20 protein-coding genes and 1 pseudogene are annotated in these 21,499 nt (G+C 67.5%); 4 read left to right on the top strand and 17 right to left on the bottom strand.

Annotated elements, in window-relative coordinates; genetic code table 11:
• Positions 1–6: 6 nt before the first annotated feature.
• The 10 genes from AC5Y30_RS02830 to dop form a co-directional block, all read right to left on the bottom strand.
• Positions 7–2,805, bottom strand: a complete 2,799-nt coding sequence (locus tag AC5Y30_RS02830; RefSeq protein WP_499916106.1) for a DEAD/DEAH box helicase — start codon at positions 2,803–2,805, stop codon at positions 7–9.
• Positions 2,795–3,751 carry a twin-arginine translocase subunit TatC gene (gene tatC / locus AC5Y30_RS02825; protein WP_499916104.1) on the bottom strand — a complete coding sequence of 319 codons (957 nt, stop codon included), beginning with the start codon at positions 3,749–3,751 and terminating at the stop codon, positions 2,795–2,797. Before tatC ends, AC5Y30_RS02830 begins: the two co-directional genes overlap by 11 nt.
• Before the next feature lie 44 nt (positions 3,752–3,795).
• Positions 3,796–4,086 (bottom strand): Sec-independent protein translocase subunit TatA, encoded by a 291-nt coding sequence (gene tatA / locus AC5Y30_RS02820; protein WP_499916102.1) that lies wholly within the window; start codon positions 4,084–4,086, stop codon positions 3,796–3,798.
• A gap of 96 nt (positions 4,087–4,182) precedes the next feature.
• Positions 4,183–5,151 (bottom strand): helix-turn-helix transcriptional regulator, encoded by a 969-nt coding sequence (locus AC5Y30_RS02815; protein ID WP_499916100.1) that lies wholly within the window; start codon positions 5,149–5,151, stop codon positions 4,183–4,185.
• Between the two features lie 73 nt (positions 5,152–5,224).
• Entirely contained in the window at positions 5,225–6,265 is a 1,041-nt protein-coding gene (locus tag AC5Y30_RS02810; RefSeq protein WP_499916098.1) for a helix-turn-helix transcriptional regulator, read from the bottom strand.
• Positions 6,266–6,377: 112 nt separating this feature from the next.
• Complete coding sequence (pafA, locus tag AC5Y30_RS02805; RefSeq protein ID WP_156656176.1) at positions 6,378–7,736, bottom strand: Pup--protein ligase; 1,359 nt, start codon at positions 7,734–7,736, stop codon at positions 6,378–6,380.
• Between the two features lie 204 nt (positions 7,737–7,940).
• The gene (prcA, locus tag AC5Y30_RS02800; RefSeq protein ID WP_499916096.1) at positions 7,941–8,711 is read right to left on the bottom strand and encodes a proteasome subunit alpha; all 771 of its coding nucleotides are present in this window, start codon (positions 8,709–8,711) and stop codon (positions 7,941–7,943) included.
• A complete protein-coding gene (gene prcB, locus AC5Y30_RS02795; RefSeq protein WP_499916094.1) occupies positions 8,708–9,598 on the bottom strand; it encodes a proteasome subunit beta in 891 nt (296 codons plus the stop codon). The genes prcA and prcB overlap by 4 nt, the downstream gene beginning before the upstream one ends.
• The gene (locus AC5Y30_RS02790; protein ID WP_067352126.1) at positions 9,595–9,789 is read right to left on the bottom strand and encodes a ubiquitin-like protein Pup; all 195 of its coding nucleotides are present in this window, start codon (positions 9,787–9,789) and stop codon (positions 9,595–9,597) included. The genes prcB and AC5Y30_RS02790 overlap by 4 nt, the downstream gene beginning before the upstream one ends.
• Before the next feature lie 118 nt (positions 9,790–9,907).
• Positions 9,908–11,416, bottom strand: a complete 1,509-nt coding sequence (gene dop, locus AC5Y30_RS02785; protein WP_499916093.1) for a pup deamidase/depupylase — start codon at positions 11,414–11,416, stop codon at positions 9,908–9,910.
• A 215-nt stretch (positions 11,417–11,631) separates the two neighbouring features.
• Here dop and AC5Y30_RS02780 point away from each other — a divergent pair, with 215 nt between their 5' ends.
• Positions 11,632–12,276, top strand: coding sequence for a hypothetical protein (locus AC5Y30_RS02780; protein WP_499916091.1), 645 nt, complete (start codon positions 11,632–11,634; stop codon positions 12,274–12,276).
• Between the two features lie 161 nt (positions 12,277–12,437).
• Here the strand turns inward: AC5Y30_RS02780 and arc are convergent, their stop codons facing one another.
• The gene (arc, locus tag AC5Y30_RS02775; protein WP_499916089.1) at positions 12,438–14,267 is read right to left on the bottom strand and encodes a proteasome ATPase; all 1,830 of its coding nucleotides are present in this window, start codon (positions 14,265–14,267) and stop codon (positions 12,438–12,440) included.
• A gap of 306 nt (positions 14,268–14,573) precedes the next feature.
• Between arc and lppK the strand changes: the two are divergent.
• Together lppK and AC5Y30_RS02765 are read left to right on the top strand one after the other, a co-directional pair.
• Positions 14,574–15,179: pseudogene (gene lppK, locus AC5Y30_RS02770) on the top strand (lipoprotein LppK); the annotation flags it as partial.
• 137 nt (positions 15,180–15,316) lie between these two features.
• Complete coding sequence (locus AC5Y30_RS02765; RefSeq protein WP_007770839.1) at positions 15,317–15,616, top strand: DUF503 domain-containing protein; 300 nt, start codon at positions 15,317–15,319, stop codon at positions 15,614–15,616.
• Between the two features lie 162 nt (positions 15,617–15,778).
• On the opposite strand, the gene trmI is transcribed toward AC5Y30_RS02765, so the two are convergent.
• Complete coding sequence (gene trmI / locus AC5Y30_RS02760; RefSeq protein ID WP_499916086.1) at positions 15,779–16,624, bottom strand: tRNA (adenine(58)-N(1))-methyltransferase TrmI; 846 nt, start codon at positions 16,622–16,624, stop codon at positions 15,779–15,781.
• A gap of 74 nt (positions 16,625–16,698) precedes the next feature.
• On the opposite strand from trmI, the gene AC5Y30_RS02755 reads away from it, so the two are divergent.
• The gene (locus AC5Y30_RS02755) at positions 16,699–17,595 is read left to right on the top strand and encodes a RecB family exonuclease (protein WP_499916085.1); all 897 of its coding nucleotides are present in this window, start codon (positions 16,699–16,701) and stop codon (positions 17,593–17,595) included.
• Positions 17,596–17,626: 31 nt separating this feature from the next.
• Here AC5Y30_RS02755 and AC5Y30_RS02750 read toward each other — a convergent pair whose 3' ends face one another.
• The 5 genes from AC5Y30_RS02750 to AC5Y30_RS02730 form a co-directional block, all read right to left on the bottom strand.
• On the bottom strand, positions 17,627–18,997 hold the full coding sequence (locus AC5Y30_RS02750) for an FAD-containing oxidoreductase (RefSeq protein ID WP_499916083.1): 1,371 nt from the start codon (positions 18,995–18,997) through the stop codon (positions 17,627–17,629).
• Complete coding sequence (locus AC5Y30_RS02745) at positions 18,994–19,506, bottom strand: DUF4126 domain-containing protein (protein ID WP_499916081.1); 513 nt, start codon at positions 19,504–19,506, stop codon at positions 18,994–18,996. The genes AC5Y30_RS02750 and AC5Y30_RS02745 overlap by 4 nt, the downstream gene beginning before the upstream one ends.
• Before the next feature lie 119 nt (positions 19,507–19,625).
• Positions 19,626–20,480 (bottom strand): ATP phosphoribosyltransferase, encoded by an 855-nt coding sequence (hisG, locus tag AC5Y30_RS02740; protein ID WP_499916079.1) that lies wholly within the window; start codon positions 20,478–20,480, stop codon positions 19,626–19,628.
• Positions 20,481–20,482: 2 nt separating this feature from the next.
• On the bottom strand, positions 20,483–20,764 hold the full coding sequence (locus AC5Y30_RS02735) for a phosphoribosyl-ATP diphosphatase (protein WP_499916077.1): 282 nt from the start codon (positions 20,762–20,764) through the stop codon (positions 20,483–20,485).
• 26 nt (positions 20,765–20,790) lie between these two features.
• Positions 20,791–21,420: a TetR family transcriptional regulator gene (locus AC5Y30_RS02730; RefSeq protein ID WP_499916075.1), complete on the bottom strand. Its 630-nt coding sequence runs from the start codon at positions 21,418–21,420 to the stop codon at positions 20,791–20,793.
• Positions 21,421–21,499: the final 79 nt, after the last annotated feature.

Genomic DNA, 21,499 nt, shown 5'->3' with positions numbered 1-21,499 from the left:
CCTAGCCTACCCGGCGTCAACTGCGACGACGCCGCGCCGAATGTCATTGATGGCGCGCTTGGCGGTGGCCCGTAATTCGGAATCCGGAGCGGCGTTACGGACCTGGTCCAGCAGGTCGAGAACCTGGCGGCACCAGCGCACGAAATCCCCCGCGAGCAGGGGTGATCCGGTGCCGGCCGGGTCGGCGGCCGCCAGTGCGGCGGCCAGATCTCCGGTTCTGGCCCAGCGGTAGATCACATTGACGAAGCCGTCGTCGGGCTCGCGGCTCGGGGCGATCCGGTGCGTTTGCTCGTCGGCGCGCAGCGCCATCGACAGCCGCGACGTCTGCTGCAACGCCTGCCGCACTTGCTGGGTGGGCGCGTCGGCCGCAAAGGCCGCGCCCGGCCCCTCGCCACCCCGGGTTTCGTACAGCACCGCCGAGACCACCGCGGCCAGCTCGGCCGGCTTCAACCCCGACCACGCGCCGGTGCGCAGACATTCAGCGACCAGCAGATCGCTTTCGCTGTAGATGCGCGCCAGCAACCGGCCGTCGTCGGTCACGCGGGGATCGCCGTCGCGTCCTTCGATGAAGCCGCGCTCGGTGAGCAGGCCGACGATTCGGTCGAAGGTCCGTGCCAGCGAATTGGTGGCGGCCGCAACCTTTTTCTCCAACTGCGCGTTGTCGCGCTCGATCCGCAAGTACCGCTCGGCCTGCCGGACCTGCTCTTCCAGGCCGGGCGTGTGGTGCGACGGGTGCCGGCGCAGCTGTTCGCGCAGCGACGCCAGCTCCGGGTCATGGAAAGCTTCGTAGGCGCCGTCGGAGTCACCGCGGCCGCCGCGATGCCGGGCCGGGACGGTCAGCCCGGCGGCAGCCGATCGCAGCGCCGACGCCAGATCGCGCCGGACCCGCGGCTGACGGTGTTCGACCCGTTTGGGCAGTGACATCGAACCGACGCGTGCGGAGGAACCCGAATAGTCGGCCGACGAAATCCTGCCCGCCCAACGGTTTTCGGTGAGCACCAGCGGTCGCGGGTCGGAGCTATCGCGCGCGGATTCCAGCACCACGGCCAGACCACCGCGCCGGCCGTGGGTGATGTTGATGATGTCGCCCCGGCGCAGCGCGGCCAGCGCGTCGCTGGCGGCCTGGCGTCGCTGCAGTCGGGACGCGCGGGACTGCGCGCGCTCCATCTCGGTTATGCGGGCGCGCATCCGGGCGTATTCGAGGATCGGGGCCTTGCGTCCGCCTATCTCGCCGGCGATCTCGTCGAGCAACCCGGCGCCCCGCTCGATGCCGCGAACCAGCCCGACCACCGAACGGTCGGCCTGATACTGCGCGAATGACTGCTCCAACAACCGATGCGCCTGCTCGGGCCCCATCTGCTGGACCAGGTTGATGGTCATGTTGTACGACGGGGCGAACGAGCTGCGCAGCGGGAAGGTGCGGGTGGAGGCCAGCCCGGCCACCGCGGACGGCTCGGTGGTTTCCTCGGTGGGATTCCACAGCACCACCGCGTGGCCCTCGACGTCGATGCCGCGCCGCCCGGCGCGCCCGGTGAGCTGCGTGTACTCCCCCGGTGTCAGCGGCACGTGCTGTTCGCCGTTGAACTTCACCAACCGCTCGAGAACCACCGTGCGTGCGGGCATGTTGATCCCGAGCGCCAGGGTCTCGGTGGCGAACACCGCTCGGACGAGTCCGGCGGTGAACAGCTCTTCGACCGTGTGGCGGAAGACGGGCAGCATGCCGGCGTGGTGGGCCGCCAAGCCGCGCAGCAATCCCTCGCGCCATTCGTAGTAGCCGAGCACGCTCAGGTCGGCGTCGGCGAGATCGCCGCACCGGTGCTCGATCACCTCGGCAATCTGTGCGCGCTCCTCCTGGGTGGTCAACTGCAGGGATGAGCGCAGGCATTGCTGGACGGCGGCGTCGCAGCCGGCCCGGGAGAACACGAACGTGATCGCGGGCAGCAGTCCCTCGGCGTCCAAACTGGCAATCACGTCCGGCCGCGACGGCGTCCGGTAGAAGCGGGGACGCGACGACCGCCCCGCGTTGCCCCGGCGCCGGGGCTGCCAGTCGGTCATGCGGTCCGCCTCGCGGCGGTGCGCGATGTGGCGCAGCAGTTCGGGATTGACGCGCGGCTGACGATCGGCGGCCGGCTGGTGGTTGTCGTAATCGAACAGGTCCAGCAGGCGCTTGCCCACCAAGACGTGTTGCCACAGCGGAACCGGCCGGTGCTCGTCGACGACCACCGTCGTGTCGCCGCGCACGGTCTGGATCCAGCCGCCGAATTCCTCGGCGTTGCTCACCGTCGCCGAGAGGCTGACCACCCGGACCTCGTCGGGCAGGTGCAGGATCACCTCCTCCCACACCGGACCCCGCATCCGGTCGGCGAGGAAATGCACCTCATCCATCACCACATACGAAAGTCCATGCAGCGCAGGCGAATCCGCGTAGAGCATGTTGCGCAGCACCTCGGTGGTCATGACCACCACGGGCGCGTCGGCGTTGACGGACATGTCGCCCGTGAGCAGGCCGATGCGGTCGCGGCCGTAGCGCGCCGTGAGGTCGGTGTGCTTCTGGTTGCTCAGCGCTTTGAGCGGCGTGGTGTAGAAACACTTGCCGCCCGACGCCAGCGCCAGGTGCACGGCGAATTCGCCGACCACCGTCTTGCCCGCGCCGGTCGGCGCACACACCAGCACGCCGTGGCCCCGTTCGAGCGCCGCGCATGCCCGACGCTGGAAGCCGTCGAGCGCGAAGGGAAGTTCGGTGGTGAACCTGGTGAGCTCAACAAGCTCGGCGACGTCCTGAGGCGGCGACGGATCAGGTGACATCGTCGTGTTGCCCGGCGGTGAACGACGGCTCCGGTATCGCGGTGGGCGGTTCGATGACGGACGCTTCGTCGTCGGGAATCACGGCCTGGGCTTCACGCTTGGCCTTCCGTCGGTCGTGCAGCCGGGAGATCTGGATGGCGAACTCCAAGAGGACCGACAACGCCAACCCGAGCGCGGTCATCGAAAACGGGTCGGATCCGGGGGTGAAGATCGCCGCGAACGCGAACATCGCGAAGATCAGTCCGCGCCGCCACGCCTTGAGCCGCTCGTAGGGCAGGATGCCGATGGCGTTCAACATGACGATGAGCAGCGGAAATTCGAAGCTGACGCCGAAAACTATGAGCAGGTTGATCAGGAAGCCGAAATACCGGTCGCCGGACAGCGCGGTCACCTGTACGTCGCTGCCGACGGTCAGCAGGAAGCCCAGCGCCTTGGCCAGCACGAAGTAGGCCAGCACCGCGCCGACGACGAACAGCACCACGGCGGGGATCACGAACGCGACCGCGAAGCGGCGTTCCTTCCGATACAACCCGGGGGTGATGAACGCCCACAGCTGGTAGAACCACACCGGGCAAGCGAGCACCACTCCCGCGGTCAGCCCGACCTTGAGTCGCAGCATGAACTGGTCGAACGGCGCGGTGGCCAGCAGCCGGCACTGGCCGTTAGGGCTGATCTCGGCGCGCGCCGACCGGGGCAGCGAACAGTAGGGATGGCGCAGCCACTCGCCGAGGCTTTCCAGCCCGAAGATCGAATGCGAGTACCAGACGAACCCGAAGATCGTGGTCAGCAGGATGGCGGCCAGGGAGATCAGCAGCCGCGTGCGCAGCTCGGTCAGATGGTCGACCAGCGACATGGTCGCATCCGGGTTGGTTCGGCTGCGCCGGTTACGAGGGTTGAGGCGCCTCAGCAGGCCGGAAGTGCGCGCTGAAACCTTGAAGACTTTCACGATGCTCGGTCAGTGGCGCTCGGGCAGCGCGACGGCGATGGCGGCTACGCCGGACGTGCTTCGCTGTGCCCCTGCTCGCTGGGCGCCGGCGCGTCGACCCGCTGCGACTGCACGGGCGTGGGGTTCGCCGCGGAGGCCTCGCTTTGGCTTGCGGTGTTCGTTCCCAGGGCCGACGTTTCCGCTTTGTTCTCCGTCTGCATTTCGCGGATCTCGGACTTGAAGATCCGCATCGACTTGCCCAACGAACGCGCCGCATCGGGGAGCTTCTTGGCACCGAACAGCAAGATCACCACGACCGCGAGGATCGCCCAGTGCCACGGACTAAGACTGCCCACTTTGATTACCTCCAGACGTTCCCCCGATGCTACCGCAGTGGCGCCGTGCAGTGCCGGGCGCGCGCCGCCCCACGCCCCATTTCGCCTGGACTTTTATCAGCTCAGGGCTTCATACGCCGTCACGGCGGCCGTCGCGGCATCCCGTATCCGCTGCGCCAGGGACGCAGGTTGTAGCACCTGAACATCGTGCCCGAAGCCCAGCACCAGGCGCGTCATCCAATCTTCGGAGGCGTACGTCATCACCGCCTCGCAGGATCCGTCGGGCAATTCGCGCACGTCGCGCATCGGGTAGTACTCGAACATCCAGGACGCCGCGGGCGCCACCCGCAGCCTGGCCGACGGCAGCGACGGATCGCCGTCGAACAGCGACGTGTCCGGCGGCGCATGCAGCGCCGGCTCCGGCGGGGCGGCCGGCTCGTCGAGCTCGGTGGCGTCCACGATCCGGTCGAAGCGGAACAACCGCACGCCCTCGGCCTCGCGCGACCAGCCCTCCAGGTAGCTGTGGCCGCCGATCAGCAGGACCCGGATGGGGTCGACGACCCGGCTGGTCAGGGTGTCGTGCGAGGCGGAGTAGTAGTCGATGGCCAGCGCGTGCCTGGACTGGACGGCCGCGCGCACCGCGGCGGCGGCCCGGTTCTCCACCGGTGCGGGCTCGTCGACGGCCGACGCCGCCGTTGAGGCGTCCTGCCCGACGGCCCCCGCGGCATCCTCGATCTTGGCGATGGCGCTGCGCGCGGCTTCCGGGTCGACGACTCCGGGGATGTCGGCCAGCGCCCGCAACGCCACCAGCAGGCCGGTGGCCTCGGGCGAGGTGAGCTTGAGCGGGCGGTCGATCCCCGCGGAGAACGTCACCTCGATGGTGTCCCCGGAGAACTCGAAATCGATGAGGTCGCCCGGAAAGTAACCGGGCAGACCGCACATCCACAGCTGGTTGAGGTCTTCTTCCAGCTGCTTGGCCGATACCCCGAGGTCGGCAGCGGCCTTGACCCGGGTCACCCGGGGATTGGCCTGGAAATACGGCACCATGTTCAGCAGCCGGATCAGGCGGGTGGAGATCGGAGTCATTGGCGCCACTCCTCTCCCCCGCAAGCGGGAGGTGCCCCCACATCCCTGCGCTCTGCATCGTCGCTGGCGCGCGTCATGCGGACACTCCGCCGCGGCCGGGCGGTTGTCCGGCGGTGACCGCGTCCGCGCCGGCATGCGCGCGCAGCCGGGCGAGCACGTCGTCGCGCAACGACTGTGGCTCGAGCACCAGAGCGTCGGCGCCGTACCCGGCGATGTCACGTGCCAGCTGGTCGGCGAAGGAGATGTCGAGTTCGATCACCTCGCCGTCGCGACCCCCGAGTTGGCGCGCGTCCACGCGCCTGCCGGCGCGCCGCAGTGCCGTGGCCCGACCGTCGGCCACCCATACTCTCGCCTGCCCGACGGTCGGCGTCGCCGAAACCTCGGTGACGGTCTGGGCCACGATCTTGCGCAGGTCAACGTCTTTCGGCACGGCGACGGCGCCCGGCGGACCGATCGGCGTGACCTCCGAACCGATCCGGGAGAGCCGGAAGGTGCGGGTGGCGTCGCGATCGCGGTCGTGGCCCACTAAATACCAGCGGCCCTTCTCGGTGACCACGCCCCAGGGCTCGACGGTGCGGATGGCGTACGGCTCGGCTCGCGACGGCCGGTGCGGAAACTGCACCGCCTGCCGGGAGTCGATGGCGGACAACAGGATTCCGAGGACGTCTTCCGAGCCGCGCAGGCCCGGAACTCCGGCCGGCGACGCGATGGCGACCGGAGCGTCCGGATCGACGTCGACCCCGGCCGCGCGCAGTTTGAGCAACGCGCCCTGGGTCGCGGTGATGAGTTCGGGCGACTCCCACAGCTGTGTCGCCACGGCTACCGCGGCGGCCTCGTCGGCGGTCAGGTCGACCGGTGCGAGCGAGTAGGCGTCGCGGTTGATCCGGTAGCCCTCGGTGGGGTCCCAGGCCGACGCGCGGCCGACCTCGAGCGGGATGCCGAGGTCGCGCAGCTCGTTCTTGTCCCGCTCGAACATGCGGGAGAAGGCCTCGGCGCTGGGGCTGTCCGAATAACCCGCCACGCTCGACCTGATCTTCTCCGCCGAGATGTAGCCGCGGGTGGACAGCAGGGCGATGACCAGATTTACCAGCCGCTCGACTTTTGACGTCGCCATCGGCTCCAGATTATTCGATGCACCTCGCCTGGCGCTTCCACCGGCCCTCCGCGTCGCGCTAGTTGCTGCCGGCGCTTGGGCGTCGAGTCGAAGAAGACGAGCCGACGCGCGGCTACATGCTCGCGATCAGGCGTTTGACCCGCTCGTCGACGGCCCGGAAGGGGTCCTTGCACAACACGGTGCGCTGAGCCTGGTCGTTGAGCTTGAGGTGCACCCAGTCGACGGTGAAGTCGCGGCCCGCGGCCTGGGCCGCGCTGATGAACTCCCCACGCAGCCGCGCCCGGGTGGTCTGCGGCGGGTTGTCGACCGCCTCGGCGATGTCCTCGTCGGTGGTGACCCGCGCGGCCAGGCCTTTGCGCTGCAGCAGGTCGAAGACACCGCGCCCGCGCTTGATGTCGTGGTAGGCCAGGTCCAGCTGGGCGATCTTCGGGTCGGACAGCTCCATGCTGTAGCGGTCCTGGTAGCGCTGGAAGAGCTTGCGCTTGATCACCCAGTCGATCTCGGTGTCGACTTTGGCGAAGTCCTGGCTCTCGACCGCATCGAGCTGGCGGCCCCACAGGTCGACGATCTGCTCGATCTGGGCGTTGGGTTCCCGGGTCTGCAGGTGCTCGACGGCGCGGCTGTAGTACTCGCGCTGGATGTCGAGCGCGCTGGCCTGACGTCCGCCCGCCAGCCGCACCGGCCGGCGGCCGGTGGTGTCGTGGCTGACCTCGCGAATGGCGCGGATGGGGTTGTCCAGCGAGAAGTCCCGGAACGGAACGCCGGCCTCGATCATCTCCAACACCAGCGCGGCGGTGCCGACCTTGAGCATGGTGGTGGTCTCGCACATGTTGGAGTCACCGACGATCACGTGCAGGCGCCGGTACTTCTCGGCGTCGGCGTGCGGCTCGTCGCGGGTGTTGATGATCGGCCGGCTGCGAGTCGTGGCCGAGGAGACGCCCTCCCAAATGTGCTCGGCGCGTTGGGAAAGGCAGAACGTCGCGGCCTTCGGGGTCTGCAGCACCTTGCCTGCGCCGCAGATCAACTGGCGGGTGACCAGGAAGGGGAGCAAAACGTCCGAGATCCGGGAGAACTCGCCGGCGCGCACGATCAGGTAGTTCTCGTGGCAGCCGTAGGAGTTGCCCGCCGAGTCGGTGTTGTTCTTGAACAGGTAGATGTCGCCGCCGATGCCCTCGTCGGCCAGGCGCTGTTCGGCGTCGACCAACAGGTCTTCCAGCACCCATTCCCCGGCGCGGTCGTGGGTGACCAGCTGCACCAGGCTGTCGCATTCGGCGGTGGCGTACTCCGGGTGGCTTCCGACGTCGAGGTACAGCCGGGCGCCGTTGCGCAGGAAGACGTTGGAGCTTCGGCCCCAAGACACGACGCGGCGGAACAGGTAGCGGGCCACCTCGTCCGGGCTGAGCCGACGATGGCCGTGGAATGTGCAGGTGACCCCGAACTCGGTCTCGATGCCCATGATTCGCCTCTGCACGTAATCGAGGGTACTGGTTGTCCGACCTGGACGGTGAGCATGCCGCGCGGATCGCTTCGACGAACTGTTTCATCGACCTGCCGGGTGGCCACGCGGGGCGGCCGTACCGGTGGATCGACCCGTCCCGGCGCGGCGCGTCCTCGCTGGCTCACCAGCACCTTTCGGACCATAAGCCCTTAGGGAAAGCCGCGCCGCCGTCCGGGCTTAGTCGGAGGGCGCTCCGTTGGAATCGGACGGCTCACCGTCGCCGCCCGAGCCGTTGGAGTCGAGCTCGCGCAGCAAATTCTCCAGCGTGGCGCGATTGATCCGCCGGAAGGCCCGTCGCGGCCGGTTGACATCCAGGATGGCGACCTCCAGGCTGCCCACCTCGAGCGTGGACTGGTCGCCATTCGAGGCCTCGCTACCGGCCCGCAGCGCTTTCACGGCGATGCGCGTGGCCTCACGCAGATCGGCGTTCTCGGCGTAGGACTCCTTGAGCGCCGTGGTGATCGGTTCGGTGGTCCCACCCATCACGACGAAATGGGGCTCGTCGGCGATCGATCCGTCATAGGTGATCCGGTACAGCTCAGGCGGTTTGGTCTCGCCGTAGTGCGCGACCTCGGCAACACACAATTCCACCTCGTAGGGCTTGGCCTGCTCGGTGAAGATGGTGCCCAGGGTCTGGGCATAAACGTTGGCCAGCTGGCGGCCCGTGACGTCGCGACGGTCATAGGCGTAGCCCCGGGTGTCGGCGAATTGAATTCCCCCCCGGCGCAGGTTGTCGAATTCGTTGAACTTACCGGCAGCCGCGAAGCCGACTCGATCGTAGAGTTCGCTGATCTTCTGCAACGACCGTGACGGATTCTCCGCGACGAAGAGCACACCACCGGCGTAGACCAGGGCGACCACACTCTTGCCACGCGCGATGCCCTTACGCGCGAGCTCGCTGCGTTCGCGCATCGCCTGCTCGGGCGAGATGAAATACGGGAAGCTCACTTCTCACCACCATCGGGGCCGAAAGTGTCAGCGCGCGAACGGCTTTGGATTACCTCGCGGGCCAATTCGGCGATGCGGCTCTCCGGCACTTCGAGCGCTCCGTCGGCACCGATGGTGACCGCGGTGGGGTAAATGCCTCGCACCAGATCCGGTCCGCCGGTGGCGGAGTCGTCATCGGCCGCGTCGTAGAGCGCCTCGATCGCGACACGCACCGCTGAATCGGCGTCGGTGACCTGCGAGTACAACTTCTTCATCGACGACTTGGCGAAGATCGAGCCCGACCCCACCGACTGGTAGCCCTCCTCTTCCAGGTTCCAGCCACCGGCGGCATCGAACGACACGATGCGGCCGGCGCCCTCGGGGTCGGGCGCATCGATGTCGTAGCCCACCAACAGCGGCAAGGCGATCAGACCCTGCATCGCGGCCGCCAGATTGCCGCGGACCATGATCGCCAGCCGGTTCACCTTGCCGGCGAACGTGAGCGGCACGCCTTCGAGTTTCTCGTAGTGCTCGAGTTCCACCGCGTACAGACGGGCGAACTCCACGGCGATGGCGGCGGTACCGGCGATGCCGGTGGCGGTGTAGTCGTCGGTGATGTACACCTTCTTGACATCGCGCCCGGCGATCATGTTGCCCTGCGTTGAGCGCCGATCGCCGGCCAGCACCACGCCGCCGGGGTACTTCAGCGCGACGATCGTGGTGCCGTGCGGCAACTGGCCCGTGGCGGCATCCGATTGCGAGCCGGACAGGCTTGCCGGCAGCAATTCCGGCGCGTGTCGTCGCAACAGGTCAGCAAACGACGAGAGGTCTATCGCGGTATTGCCCGGCAGTGCGGGGCCCGGAAGTGCGGAGTTGGTGGACAGGCGATTTGAGAAAGGCCAGGTCACTGTCCGCCCTTTTGGACATACGCGCGAACGAAGTCCTCGGCGTTTTCCTCGAGGACGTCGTCGATCTCGTCGAGCAGATCGTCGGTGTCCTCGGCTAGCTTCTCCCGGCGCTCTTGGCCCGCGGCCGTGCTGCTGGCGATGTCGTCTTCGTCGCCGCCACCACCGCCACGCTTGGTCTGCTCCTGAGCCATCGCCGCCTCCTGCGTTGTGTGGGCCCTTTGAATGGCTTACTCACCGATCAAGCCACACTGCCCGTTCGTCCTGCCTAGCCTACCGGTCGACCCCGACGATCCTGCGGTTAACCGGCATCTAGCTGGTGAGTTGTTCGACCAGCTCGGCGGCGCTGTCCACGGAGTCCAGCAGCGCCCCGACGTGCGCCTTGCTACCGCGCAGGGGCTCCAGCGTCGGGATGCGGACCAGAGAATCGCCGCCCAGGTCGAAAATCACCGAGTCCCAGCTGGCCGCGGCGATGTCGGCGCCGAACCTGCGCAGGCATTCGCCGCGGAAGTACGCCCGGGTGTCCGTCGGAGGTTTGTCCACCGCCTCGAGCACCTGGTGCTCGGTCACCAAACGCTTCATCGAACCGCGCGCGACGAGCCGGTTGTACAGGCCCTTGTCCAGCCGGACGTCGGAATATTGCAGGTCCACCAGATGCAGCCGCGGCGCCGACCAGCTCAGGTTTTCGCGCTGCCGAAATCCTTCGAGCAGGCGCAGTTTGGCCGGCCAGTCGAGTATTTCGGCGCATTCCATCGGGTCGCGCTCGAGTTGGTCGAGCACGTGCGCCCAGGTCTCGACGACATCGGACGCGCGCGGGTCGGGGTCGCGGCTGTCGACCAGCTTGGCCACCCGATCGAGGTAAACCCGTTGCAGCGCAAGCCCGGTCAGCTCGCGGCCGTCGGCCAGCGCCACCGCGGCGCGCAGCGAAGGGTCGCGGCTGATCGCGTGGACCGCGTGCACCGGCCGCGCCAGCGCCAGGTCGCTCAGATCGATCCCGTGCGCCGGGCCATCTTCGATCAGGTCCAGCACCAGCGCCGTGGTGCCCAGCTTCAGATACGTCGACGTCTCGGCCAGGTTGGCGTCGCCGATGATCACGTGCAGCCGCCGGTACCGGTCGGCGTCGGCGTGTGGTTCGTCGCGCGTATTGATGATGCCGCGTTTGAGCGTGGTCTCCAGCCCGACCTCGACCTCGATGTAGTCCGAGCGCTGAGACAACTGAAAGCCGGGCTCGTCGCCGGAGGGCCCGATCCCGACCCGGCCGGAGCCGGTGACCACCTGCCGGGAGACCAGGAACGGGGTCAGCCCGGCGATGATCGCCGAGAACGGCGTCTGCCGCGACATCAGGTAGTTCTCGTGCGAGCCGTAGGACGCCCCCTTGCCGTCGACGTTGTTCTTGTAGAGCTGCAACTTTGCGGCGCCGGGCACGCTGGCGACGTGGCGCGCGGCGGCCTCCATCACCCGTTCACCGGCCTTGTCCCAGATCACCGCGTCGAGCGGGTCGGTGCACTCGGGCGCGGAGTATTCGGGGTGCGCGTGGTCGACGTAGAGCCGCGCGCCGTTGGTCAAGATCATGTTGGCGGCGCCGACCTCGTCGGCGTCGACCACCGGGGGCGGGCCGGCCGAGCGGCTCAGGTCGAAGCCGCGGGCATCCCGCAACGGCGATTCCACCTCGTAGTCCCATCGGGTGCGCTTGGCGCGCTGAATGCCCGCTGCGGCCGCGTACGCCAGAACCGCCTGCGTCGATGTGAGGATCGGATTGGCTGTCGGGTCCGATGGCGATGAGATGCCGTATTCGACCTCCGTCCCGATAATCCGTTGCATGGACTAAGCGTAGGCCGCGAGACGAAGCGGCCCGCGCGGCGGGGCGCGGGCGGGCCGGCCCAGCGCGTCCGCGGCCACGCGGAATACCGTCCACGTTCCGCGACCCGTTGATCGAGAAGCTGGACACGACTTGCTGGCGTTCATCGCTGTCACTGCGCCGCCGGGTGACCGTCCGCCGTGTTGACGGCACCGATGCCAGTGATTAATTTCACCCTGTGCCCGCCCCCGAATCCGGCCGCGCCGTCGGTAAGCACGCACTCGACCTGTTCGGGAAGCGATACGGCGAGGTGCTGCTCGTAACACCCGGCGAGGCGGGTCCGCAAGCGACGGTGTACAACAGCTTCCCGCTCAACGACTGTCCCCAGGAGCTGTGGTCGGCGCTGGACGCGCACGCCATCGCCACCGAACACGGGGCGGCCGCGGCCCTGCTCAACGGTCCCCGGTATTGGCTGATGAACGCCATCGAGAAAACCGCCCAGGGCCCGCAGATCACCAAATCCTTCGGCGGGATCGAAATGATCCAGCAGGCCACCGTCCTGTTGTCGTCGATGAACCCCGCGCCCTACATCCCCAACACGGTCAACCGCCGCACGGTATTCGTCTTCAACGCCGGCCAAGAGGTGTATGAACTCATCGATCCGCAGGGTCAGCACTGGATCATGCAAACCTGGAGCCAGGTCGCCGATGGCACCTTGTCGCGGGCCGACCTACCGGGCCTTGCCGATCGGCTCGACCTGCCGGCCGGATGGGCCTACCAACCGCGCGTGCTCACCGACGAACTGCGGGTGGATACGACGCAGCGCCCCGCCCACGTGTTACAGGACAACCTGACCAACAGCTATTCGCTGGTGGCCAACTGACTTTCGGGCCAACTCTTGGGCCAACTTGCCCGCCAAGCCGCCACGAGACTTAAACCGTTGCGCCGCCACCCGGCGTGTCGTGTGCGTGGTTTAAGTGTCGCGGCGGCGCCTCAAAGCACCACGGCGCCTTCAGGCACCAAAGCACCAGGGCGCCTAGGCACCTACAGGTACTGACCCAGGTTGGATTCGGTGTCGATGGCCCGCGATGCGCTCGAGCTCTTGCCGGTGACCAGGGTGCGGATGTAAACGATCCGCTCACCCTTCTTGCCCGAAATCCGCGCCCAGTCGTCGGGGTTGGTGGTGTTGGGCAGGTCCTCGTTCTCGGCGAACTCGTCGACGATCGAATCCAGCAGGTGCTGGATACGCAGACCGGGCTGCCCGGTCTCCAGCACGGACTTGATCGCGTTCTTCTTCGCGCGGTCGACGACGTTCTGAATCATCGCCCCGGAGTTGAAGTCTTTGAAGTACATGACTTCCTTGTCACCGTTGGCGTAGGTGACCTCCAAGAACCGGTTGTCGTCGATCTCGGCGTACATCCGCTCGACGACCTTTTCGATCATCGCCTTGATGCATGCCGAGCGGTCGCCGTCGAACTCGGCGAGGTCGTCCGCATGCAGCGGCAGCGACTCGATCAGGTACTTCGAGAAGATGTCTTGCGCCGCTTCGGCATCCGGCCGCTCGATCTTGATCTTCACGTCTAGACGTCCCGGCCGCAGGATGGCGGGGTCGATCATGTCCTCGCGGTTGGAGGCGCCGATCACGATGACGTTCTCGAGCCCCTCCACGCCGTCGATCTCACTGAGCAGCTGCGGAACCACGGTCGTCTCGACGTCCGAGGACACCCCGGTGCCACGGGTGCGGAAGATCGAGTCCATTTCGTCGAAGAACACGATCACCGGTGTGCCTTCCGACGCCTTCTCACGGGCGCGCTGGAAGATCAGCCGGATGTGCCGTTCGGTCTCGCCGACGAACTTGTTGAGCAGCTCCGGCCCCTTGATGTTCAAGAAGTAGGACTTGGCCTCGCGGGCGTCGTCGCCGCGCACCTCGGCCATCTTCTTGGCCAGCGAGTTGGCAACGGCCTTGGCGATCAGCGTCTTACCGCAGCCGGGCGGACCGTAGAGCAGCACACCTTTGGGTGGGCGCAGCGCGTACTCGCGGTACAGCTCCTTGTGCAGGAACGGCAGCTCCACCGCGTCGCGAATCTGCTCGATCTGGCGAGTGAGTCCACCGATGTCCAGGTAGCTGACATCGGGCACCTCTTCCAGCACCAGATCCTCGACCTCGGCCTTGGGGATGCGCTCGAAGGCATACCCGGCCTTGGTGTCGACCAGCAACGAGTCGCCGGGGCGCAGCTTGCGCGGCCGGGTGTCGTCGTTGAGGGCGTCGGGGTGGCCATCCGGCAGGTTCTCGGCAACCAGCGGCTCGGCGAGCCACACGATGCGTTCCTCGTCGGCATGCCCGACGACCAGGGCCCGGTGCCCGTCGCCCAAGAGCTCACGCAGTGTGGAGATCTCGCCGACGGATTCGAACGTGCCGGCTTCCACGACCGTCAGCGCCTCGTTGAGGCGCACCGTCTGACCCTTGCGCAGCAACGGGACTTCAATGTTCGGCGAGCAGGTCAGCCGCATCTTGCGACCAGACGTGAACACGTCGACGGTGTCGTCCTCGTGGGTGGCGAGCAAAACGCCGTAGCCGCTGGGCGGCTGCCCCAACCGATCGACTTCCTCACGCAGCGCCAGCAGTTGCTGGCGGGCCTCTTTGAGGGTCTCCATCAACTTCGAGTTCCGCGACGCAAGGGAGTCAATGCGCGCTTCCAGCTGATGGACATCGCGCGCGGAGCGGGCGCCGCCGTGCGAGCCGACCGTCTGCTCGAGCTGCTCGCGCAACATCGCGGCCTCGCGACGTAGCTGCTCCAACTCGGCCTCGTCGCCGCTGGACCCGTCTGATCCGTGGGGGGATCCAAAAGCTTCAGAACGCTCTGAGCTACCCATCTTGCGCTCCTTTCCCACACCGAAATGGCGCGGCGGATACTTCAAAGCTACCGGCCATTGCCGACTCATGTACGTAGTCAAATACCCACGAAAAGTTAAGATTTTCGTCACGCTGGTAATCTCGGCCACTAATCGTGATGATCGAAAGGGCCCGCGTGACCGGAAAAAGCCTCGCCACCGGCTCGGCCCGCGTCGCCGCCGTAGCCCCCGCCGCCGGTGTGACTTCAGTTTTCCCCATCGGACCGACCTTAGCGATCTTCGTCCTCCACGAAGCGGCCAGAGCCGCCTAGCCGGCCGACCGAGTGGATGAACCGGCAACTGTGCGTAGCGCTGAGCGCCGCCACCGCCCTGGCGGCGGCCGGCATCGCGGCATGTTCGTCGCCTCACCCGAAGACTGAATCGCCGGCCACCTCGTCGTTGCCACCTGCCTCGTCGAGCCAGGTGGCCGCGCCGGTCACGGCTCCCCTGCCGCCGCCCGAAGCCCTGACCGACGTGCTCACCCGGCTCGCCGACCCGAACGTTCCGGGCGCGAGCAAGGTGAACCTGGTGGAAGGTGCGACGCCCGAAAGCGCGGCCACCCTGGACAAGTTCACCGGCGCGCTGCGCGACAACGGATATCTACCAATGACCTTCAACGCAAACGACATCGCGTGGTCGGACAAGAATCCGTCGAACGTGAAGGCCACCGTCGCCGTTCACACCGCTCAGGCCAACAACCCGAACTTCACCTTCCCAATGGAGTTCGCTCCGTTCCAGGGCGGTTGGCAGCTATCGCGGCACACCGCCGAAATGCTGTTGGCCTTGGGGAAGTCGGCGACGGCTCCGACTACGGCCACTCCCGCGCCCGCGCCTCCCCCCGGCCCGCCCCCCGCGCCGCCACCACCCGAGCCCGCGCCGGCACCGGCCCCGCCGGCACCACCACCACCGCCACCGCCACCCGCTCCGCCGCCGCCACCCGCTCCGCCCCCCGCGCCGGCACCGGCTCCCGAGCCGGCCCCCGCTCCGGAGCCCGCGCCCGATCAGCAAAACCCGCCGGGTTGACCCGCGGCATGTGGATCGGCTGGCTCGAGTTCGATGTCTTGCTCGGCGACGTTCGATCACTCAAACAAAAGCGGTCGGTCATCCGCCCCGTCGTCGCGGAGTTGCAGCGCAAGTTCAGCGTCTCGGCGGCCGAGACGGGTTCGCACGAGCTGTACCGGCGAGCGGGCATTGGCGTCGCCACGGTCTCCGGCGACCGAGGCCATGCCGTCGACGTCCTGGACGCGGCCGAACGATTGGTGGCCGCGCATCCCGAGTTCGAGCTGCTGTCGGTGCGACGCTCCCTGGTGCGCAGCGAGGATCTCGCCTAGCCGATGGCGACGACCCGCTGCGCCCGGCCACGCCGCGCTTGCGATCGCCGCTAGCTCCGATGGCGACGACCCGCTGCGCCCGGCCACGCCGCGCTTGCGATCGCCGCTAGCTCCGATGGCGACGACCCGCTGCGCCCGGCCACGCCGCGCTTGCGATCGCCGCTAGCCGTCGCGGCCCTCCCGCTTGCGGCCCAACGGCACGGGAGCGACGACGCCGGGCGCGAGCCGTCGCGTGAAGATCAGGAAGGCCGTGTGTCCCCGCATCGAATGCTGGGGCCGGACCGCGAGACCGACGACGTTCCAACCGCGTTGCAGCGTCTCCCAGGACCGGGGCTCCGTCCAGCACTGCTGCGCCCGCAGCGCCTCGACCGCGCGCGACAGCTGGGTGACGGTGGCTACGTAAATAATCAGTACGCCGCCCGGGATCAACAGGCGGGCGACCGACTCCAGCACCTCCCACGGCGCGAGCATGTCGAGCACGGCCCGGTCGAAGGAGCCGTCCGGCAGTTCGGAGTCGGAGACGTCGCTGATGATCAGTTCCCAATTGGCGGGCGCCCAGCCGCCATGAAACACCGCCACGTTGCGCTCGGCGTGCTCGGCGTGATCGGCGCGTTGTTCATAGGAGGTCACCCGGCCTTCCGGCCCGACCGCGCGCAGCAGCGAACAGGTCAGCGCGCCGGAGCCGGCGCCGGCCTCCAACACCCGCGCGCCCGGGAAGATGTCGCCCTCGTGCACGATCTGTGCGGCGTCCTTGGGGTAGATCACCTGGGGTCCGCGCGGCATCGACATGACGTAGTCGATCAGCAGGGGCCGCATCACCAGGTACACGGCGTTGTTGCTGGACTTGATCACGCTGCCCTGCTCCAGCCCGATCAGCGCGTCGTGCGGAATCGACCCGCGATGCGTATGAAACTCCGCGCCCGCGGTGAGCACCACCGTGTAATGCCGACCCTTGGCGTCGGTGAGCTGGACACGCTCGCCCTCGGTGAACGGGCCGGTTACGGACACGCGGTCCAGCGTGCCAGCCGACTCGCCGCCGCAGGTGCTTGGGGGTTGTCGGCGCCCGGTCCTAGGCTTCCGACATGATGGTCCAGCCGGAGGCGCCCCAGCCGGAGATGCGCCCGGCGGGGCAGGTGTACCGCCCGGCCCTGTCGCCGTCGCGTGCGGCCGACTTCAAGCAGTGCCCGCTGCTGTACCGGTTCCGGGCCATCGACCGGTTGCCCGAGGCGCCGTCGACCGCGCAGCTGCGCGGGTCCCTGGTCCACGCCGCCCTGCAGCAGCTTTACGGCCTGCCGGCCGAGCACCGTGGCCCCGGCACCGCGATGTCACTGGTGGAGCCGGCTTGGGAGCAGATCGTCGCCGCTACACCCGGGGTGACCGCCGAGCTGGATCCGGCGCAGCGCACCCAGCTGTTGGCCGAGGCGCAGGCGCTGCTCGCCGGGTATTACCGGCTCGAGGACCCCACCCGCTTCAACCCGGAGTGCTGCGAACAGCGAGTGGAGGTAGAGCTCGCGGACGGCACGCTGTTGCGTGGCTTCATCGACCGGATCGACGTCGCCGCCACCGGCGAGCTTCGTGTGGTCGACTACAAGACCGGCAAGGCGCCGCCGGAAGCACGCGCCCTGGCCGAGTTCAAGGCGATGTTCCAAATGAAGTTCTATGCGGTGGCGCTGTTGCGGTCGCGAGGTGTGCAGCCCACCCGGCTGCGGCTCATCTATCTGGCCGACGGCCAGGTGCTGGACTACACGCCGGACCACGACGAGCTGCTGCGGTTCGAGAAGACGCTGATGGCGATCTGGCGGGCGATCCAATCGGCCGGGCAGACGGGCGATTTCCGTCCCACCCAGTCGCGGTTGTGCGACTGGTGTCCCCATCGGCAGCACTGCCCGCTGTTCGGCGGAACCCCACCGCCGTACCCGGGTTGGCCGGAATCTCTTGCCGCGCAGACGAATTCGCACGCTAGCGAGCCGGCGGCCTAAACGACCGGCTAGGCCGCAGTCCCGATCGCCCCTAATCGAGCGGCGAGAGGTCTTGCAGCATCGTGGGAATCAGCTCGCTGACCGTCGGATGGATGTGCATCGTGCGCGACAGCGTGGTGTAGGGCGTTTTGGCCGACATCACGTCCAAAATGCCGTGGATGGCCTCGTCCCCGCCGACCCCGAGGATCGCGGCCCCCAGAATCTCGTGGGTGTCTGCGTCCACCACGACTTTCATGAAGCCTTGTGTCTCACCCTTTTCCACCGCCCGGCCGACTTTGGTCATCGGCCGCTTGCCGACCAGCGCCTTGCGCCCCGATGAACGCACCTGATCGGCGGTCATGCCGGCGCGCCCCAGCGGCGGATCGATGTAGAGCGCGTAGGTGGTGATGCGGTCGCTAACCAGGCGGGGGTCGTCGTCCAGCAGATTGGCGGCGACGATCTCGAAGTCGTTGTAGGAGGTGTGGGTGAACGCGCCCTTCCCATTGCAGTCACCCATCGCCCAGATGTGATCGACGCTCGTCTTGAGGCGGTCGTCGACCACGATGAAGCCGCGGGCGTCGGTCTGCACGCCGGCGGCTTCCAGGCCCAGGTCGTCGGTGTTCGGTCGCCGGCCCACCGCGAGCAGCAGGTGGCTTCCTTCGACGGGGGCGGCACCCGCGCGAGGAGTCAGCTCGAACCCGTTGCCGGTCTTGGTTATTCGCACGTCGTCGGCACCGACGATGATATCGATGCCTTCGGCACGCAGGATGTCTGCGACGGAGGCCGAGACATCCTCGTCCTCGCGCGACGCCAATCGCGGCCCCCGTTCGACGACGGTCACCCGGGCCCCGAACCGCCGGTACATCTGCGCAAACTCCAGCGCGATGTAACTACCGCCGAGTATGACGAGATGTGTTGGCACCGTGTCGAGTTCGAGAACCGATACGTTGGTCAGGAAGTCGACGTCGGACAAGCCCGGGATGTCGGGCACCACGGCACGCCCGCCGACATTGAGAAAGATGCGGTCGGCGCGCAGCACATCGTCACCGACCCGCATCGTATGCGGATCCTGGAAAACGGCGTGACCGCGAAACACGGTGCAGCCGTTCATTCCCTCGAGCCAATCCTCGACGCCCTTGCGGTCGCCGAGCATGATCTCGTCCTTGCGGGCCTTGACCTTCGCCATGTCGACGCTGACCGGTCCGGTCCCTACGCCGTAATCGGCACCGCGGCGCGCCAGATGCGCGGCATGCGCGGAGGCGACCAGCGTTTTGGTGGGGATGCACCCGGTGTTGACGCAGGTGCCGCCGATCAGCTTGCGCTCCACCACCGCCACGCGCTGCCCGGCTGCGGTCAGCCGGCCTGCCAACGGCGGGCCGGCCTGGCCGGCGCCAACGATGATCGCATCGAAATGTTCCGTCACTTAACCGCCGTCAGCAGGTACTCGGTCAGCAGGTGACCCGTCGCCGCGAGGATGGCGAACCCGCCCACGATCGCGACGGCGTCCTCCAGCAGCGCGATCGGCAGGTCCCTGCCGCCCGTCGCGGCGACCAGCCGTTTGCGCGCGTGGTAGCCGCCGAGGGTGCCCAGCACCCCACCGATGACGCCGGCGCCGAGCGCGGTAAATGTCCAGTGCGGCCAGGCGCCAAGGGCCGCGCCCGCGAGTCCGCCCGTGACGATCCGCGCCGCGAAGATCGGCGGCGCGGTGCGCGCCGGCGTCTTGGGCAGCTTGTCGTTGATCAGTTCGCCCACGGCGAGAACGGTGAAGATGATCACCGCGATGAGGCTGGCCATCCAGCCAGCCCACGTGCCGTGCAAATCGACCCAGCCGATGAAGGCGGCCCAGGCGACGACGGCGGGCGCGGTCAGCGAGCGCAGCCCGGCCACGACGCCAATCAGCAAAGCCAGCAAGACAAGAAGTGCGTGTGTCACGGAAGACCTTCCTGGGAGACGAACACCGGCGACGAATGCGGGGACGGCCCACACGCCAACCCGGGCTGTCCCCCGAGGCGGACGCTAACACAACCGCGGCTTGTGCACCGCGCGCGCAATCAGAACCTGCAAAACCTGATGTCGGACGCCAGGATCGCCTTGGCGCCGATGGCGGCCAACTCGTCCATGATCTCGTTGATGCCCCGACGGGGCACCAGCGCGCGGATGGCGACCCAGTCCGGGTCGGCCAGGGGTGCGATGGTGGGCGACTCCAGCCCCGGCGTGATCGCGGTGGCCTTGTCCTGCACCGAGCGGGGACAGTCGTAGTCGAGCATCAAATATTGCTGACCGAACACCACGCCCTGGATCCGCGCCACCAATTGATCGCGCGCAGCCTGCGTCCCCTGCTTGCTGGCCTGCTCGCTCTCGATCAGCACCGCTTCGGAATCGCAGAGCGGGTCGCCGAAGGCCACGAGGTTGTGCAGGCTCAGCGTGCGCCCGGAACCCACCACGTCGGCGATCGCGTCGGCGACCCCGAGTTGTATCGAAATCTCTACCGCACCGTCGAGCCTGATGACGGTTGCCTCAATACCACGGCCCGCCAAGTCCTTTCGGACCAGATTCGGGTACGCGGTAGCGATCCGCCTGCCGGCCAGATCGGCGATTTTCCAGTCGCGCCCCGCCGGTCCGGCGTAGCGAAAGCTCGATGATCCAAACCCCAGCGCCAAGCGTTCGCGCACCGGTGCGTCGGAATCGCCTACCAGATCCCGGCCGGTGATGCCGAAATCCAGTTCCCCCGAACCCACATAGATGGCAATGTCTTTGGGCCGCAGGAAGAAGAATTCAACCTGGTTGGCCGGATCGATGACGGTGAGGTCTTTGGAGTCGGTGCGGCGCCGGTAGCCCGCCTCCGCGAGGATCTCGCTGGCCGGTTCGCTCAGCGTGCCCTTGTTGGGCACCGCAACCCGCAACATGGTCACAGCTTCCGATACACGTCGTCGAGGGTCAGGCCGCGGGCGACCATCAACACCTGCGTCCAGTAGAGCAACTGGCTGATCTCTCCGGCCAGCGCGTCGTCGGATTCGTGTTCGGCGGCCAGCCACACTTCACCGGCCTCCTCGAGGATTTTCTTGCCCAGCCCGTGGACGCCACCGTCAAGTGCGGCGACCGTCGCGCTGCCGGCCGGCCGACTACGGGCACGCTCACCCAGTTCGGCGAACAGATCCTCGAACGTCTTCACGGCCAGCGATTGTTTCACGCGGTGGCTGGCGAAGTCACGGCGGTTTAGCCCTGGCCGGCTTTCGAGCTGCTTTGTCCGTCGAATCCGGCGAGCGTGATTCGCAGCGCTTCCTCCAACTGCTCGTGAAAAGGCGGGTTCTCGGCGATGTCGGAAGTCAACCATCCGTCGAGGACGAATTGCACGGTGGCCAAACTGGTGTGGACCATCAGCGCGGGCCGAATATCGACCGCCGCATCGACGTTCATCCGCGCAGCGACCTGCTCGATCAGGGTGCCGTGATCGGTTTCGCTGACCAACATGGATTTGGTCAACAAATGGGGCGCCGTCGCGACAGCAAGGCGCCAGGTCTCGAGGTTGTCAACGCCGCTGACATCCATCGCCCGCGTGACGAACAGTTGGATCAGCGCTTCAACCGGAGACTCGTGGGGCGGCCGCGCGCTGTAAGCGCCCACGATCTCAGAGGCCGCCTCCCGAACCGGATCGACCAACAAGCCTTCCTTGGTGGGCGCGTACCGGAAATACGTGCTGATCGAGATCCCGGCGGCCGAGGCGATGTCCTCGGTCGTCACCGCCTCGAATCCGCGCTCGGCGAACAGTTGGTGCGCGGTCTGTTGGATGTGGGAAAGCAGCTCAGCGCGGCGCCGGTCTCGCAACGATACGTTTGCTGAGGGCATGTCACCACCTTCCTCAATTCCACAGTCGAACAACAAGGCGTCGTCCAGCGACCAACTGAGGTGAGTGACTCTACACTAT

It is taken from the genome of Mycobacterium sp. NGS27 (genome assembly GCF_059813005.1).
The sequence above is the reverse complement of the archived record's forward strand: the minus strand, read 5'-3'. Positions and strand labels throughout refer to the sequence as shown.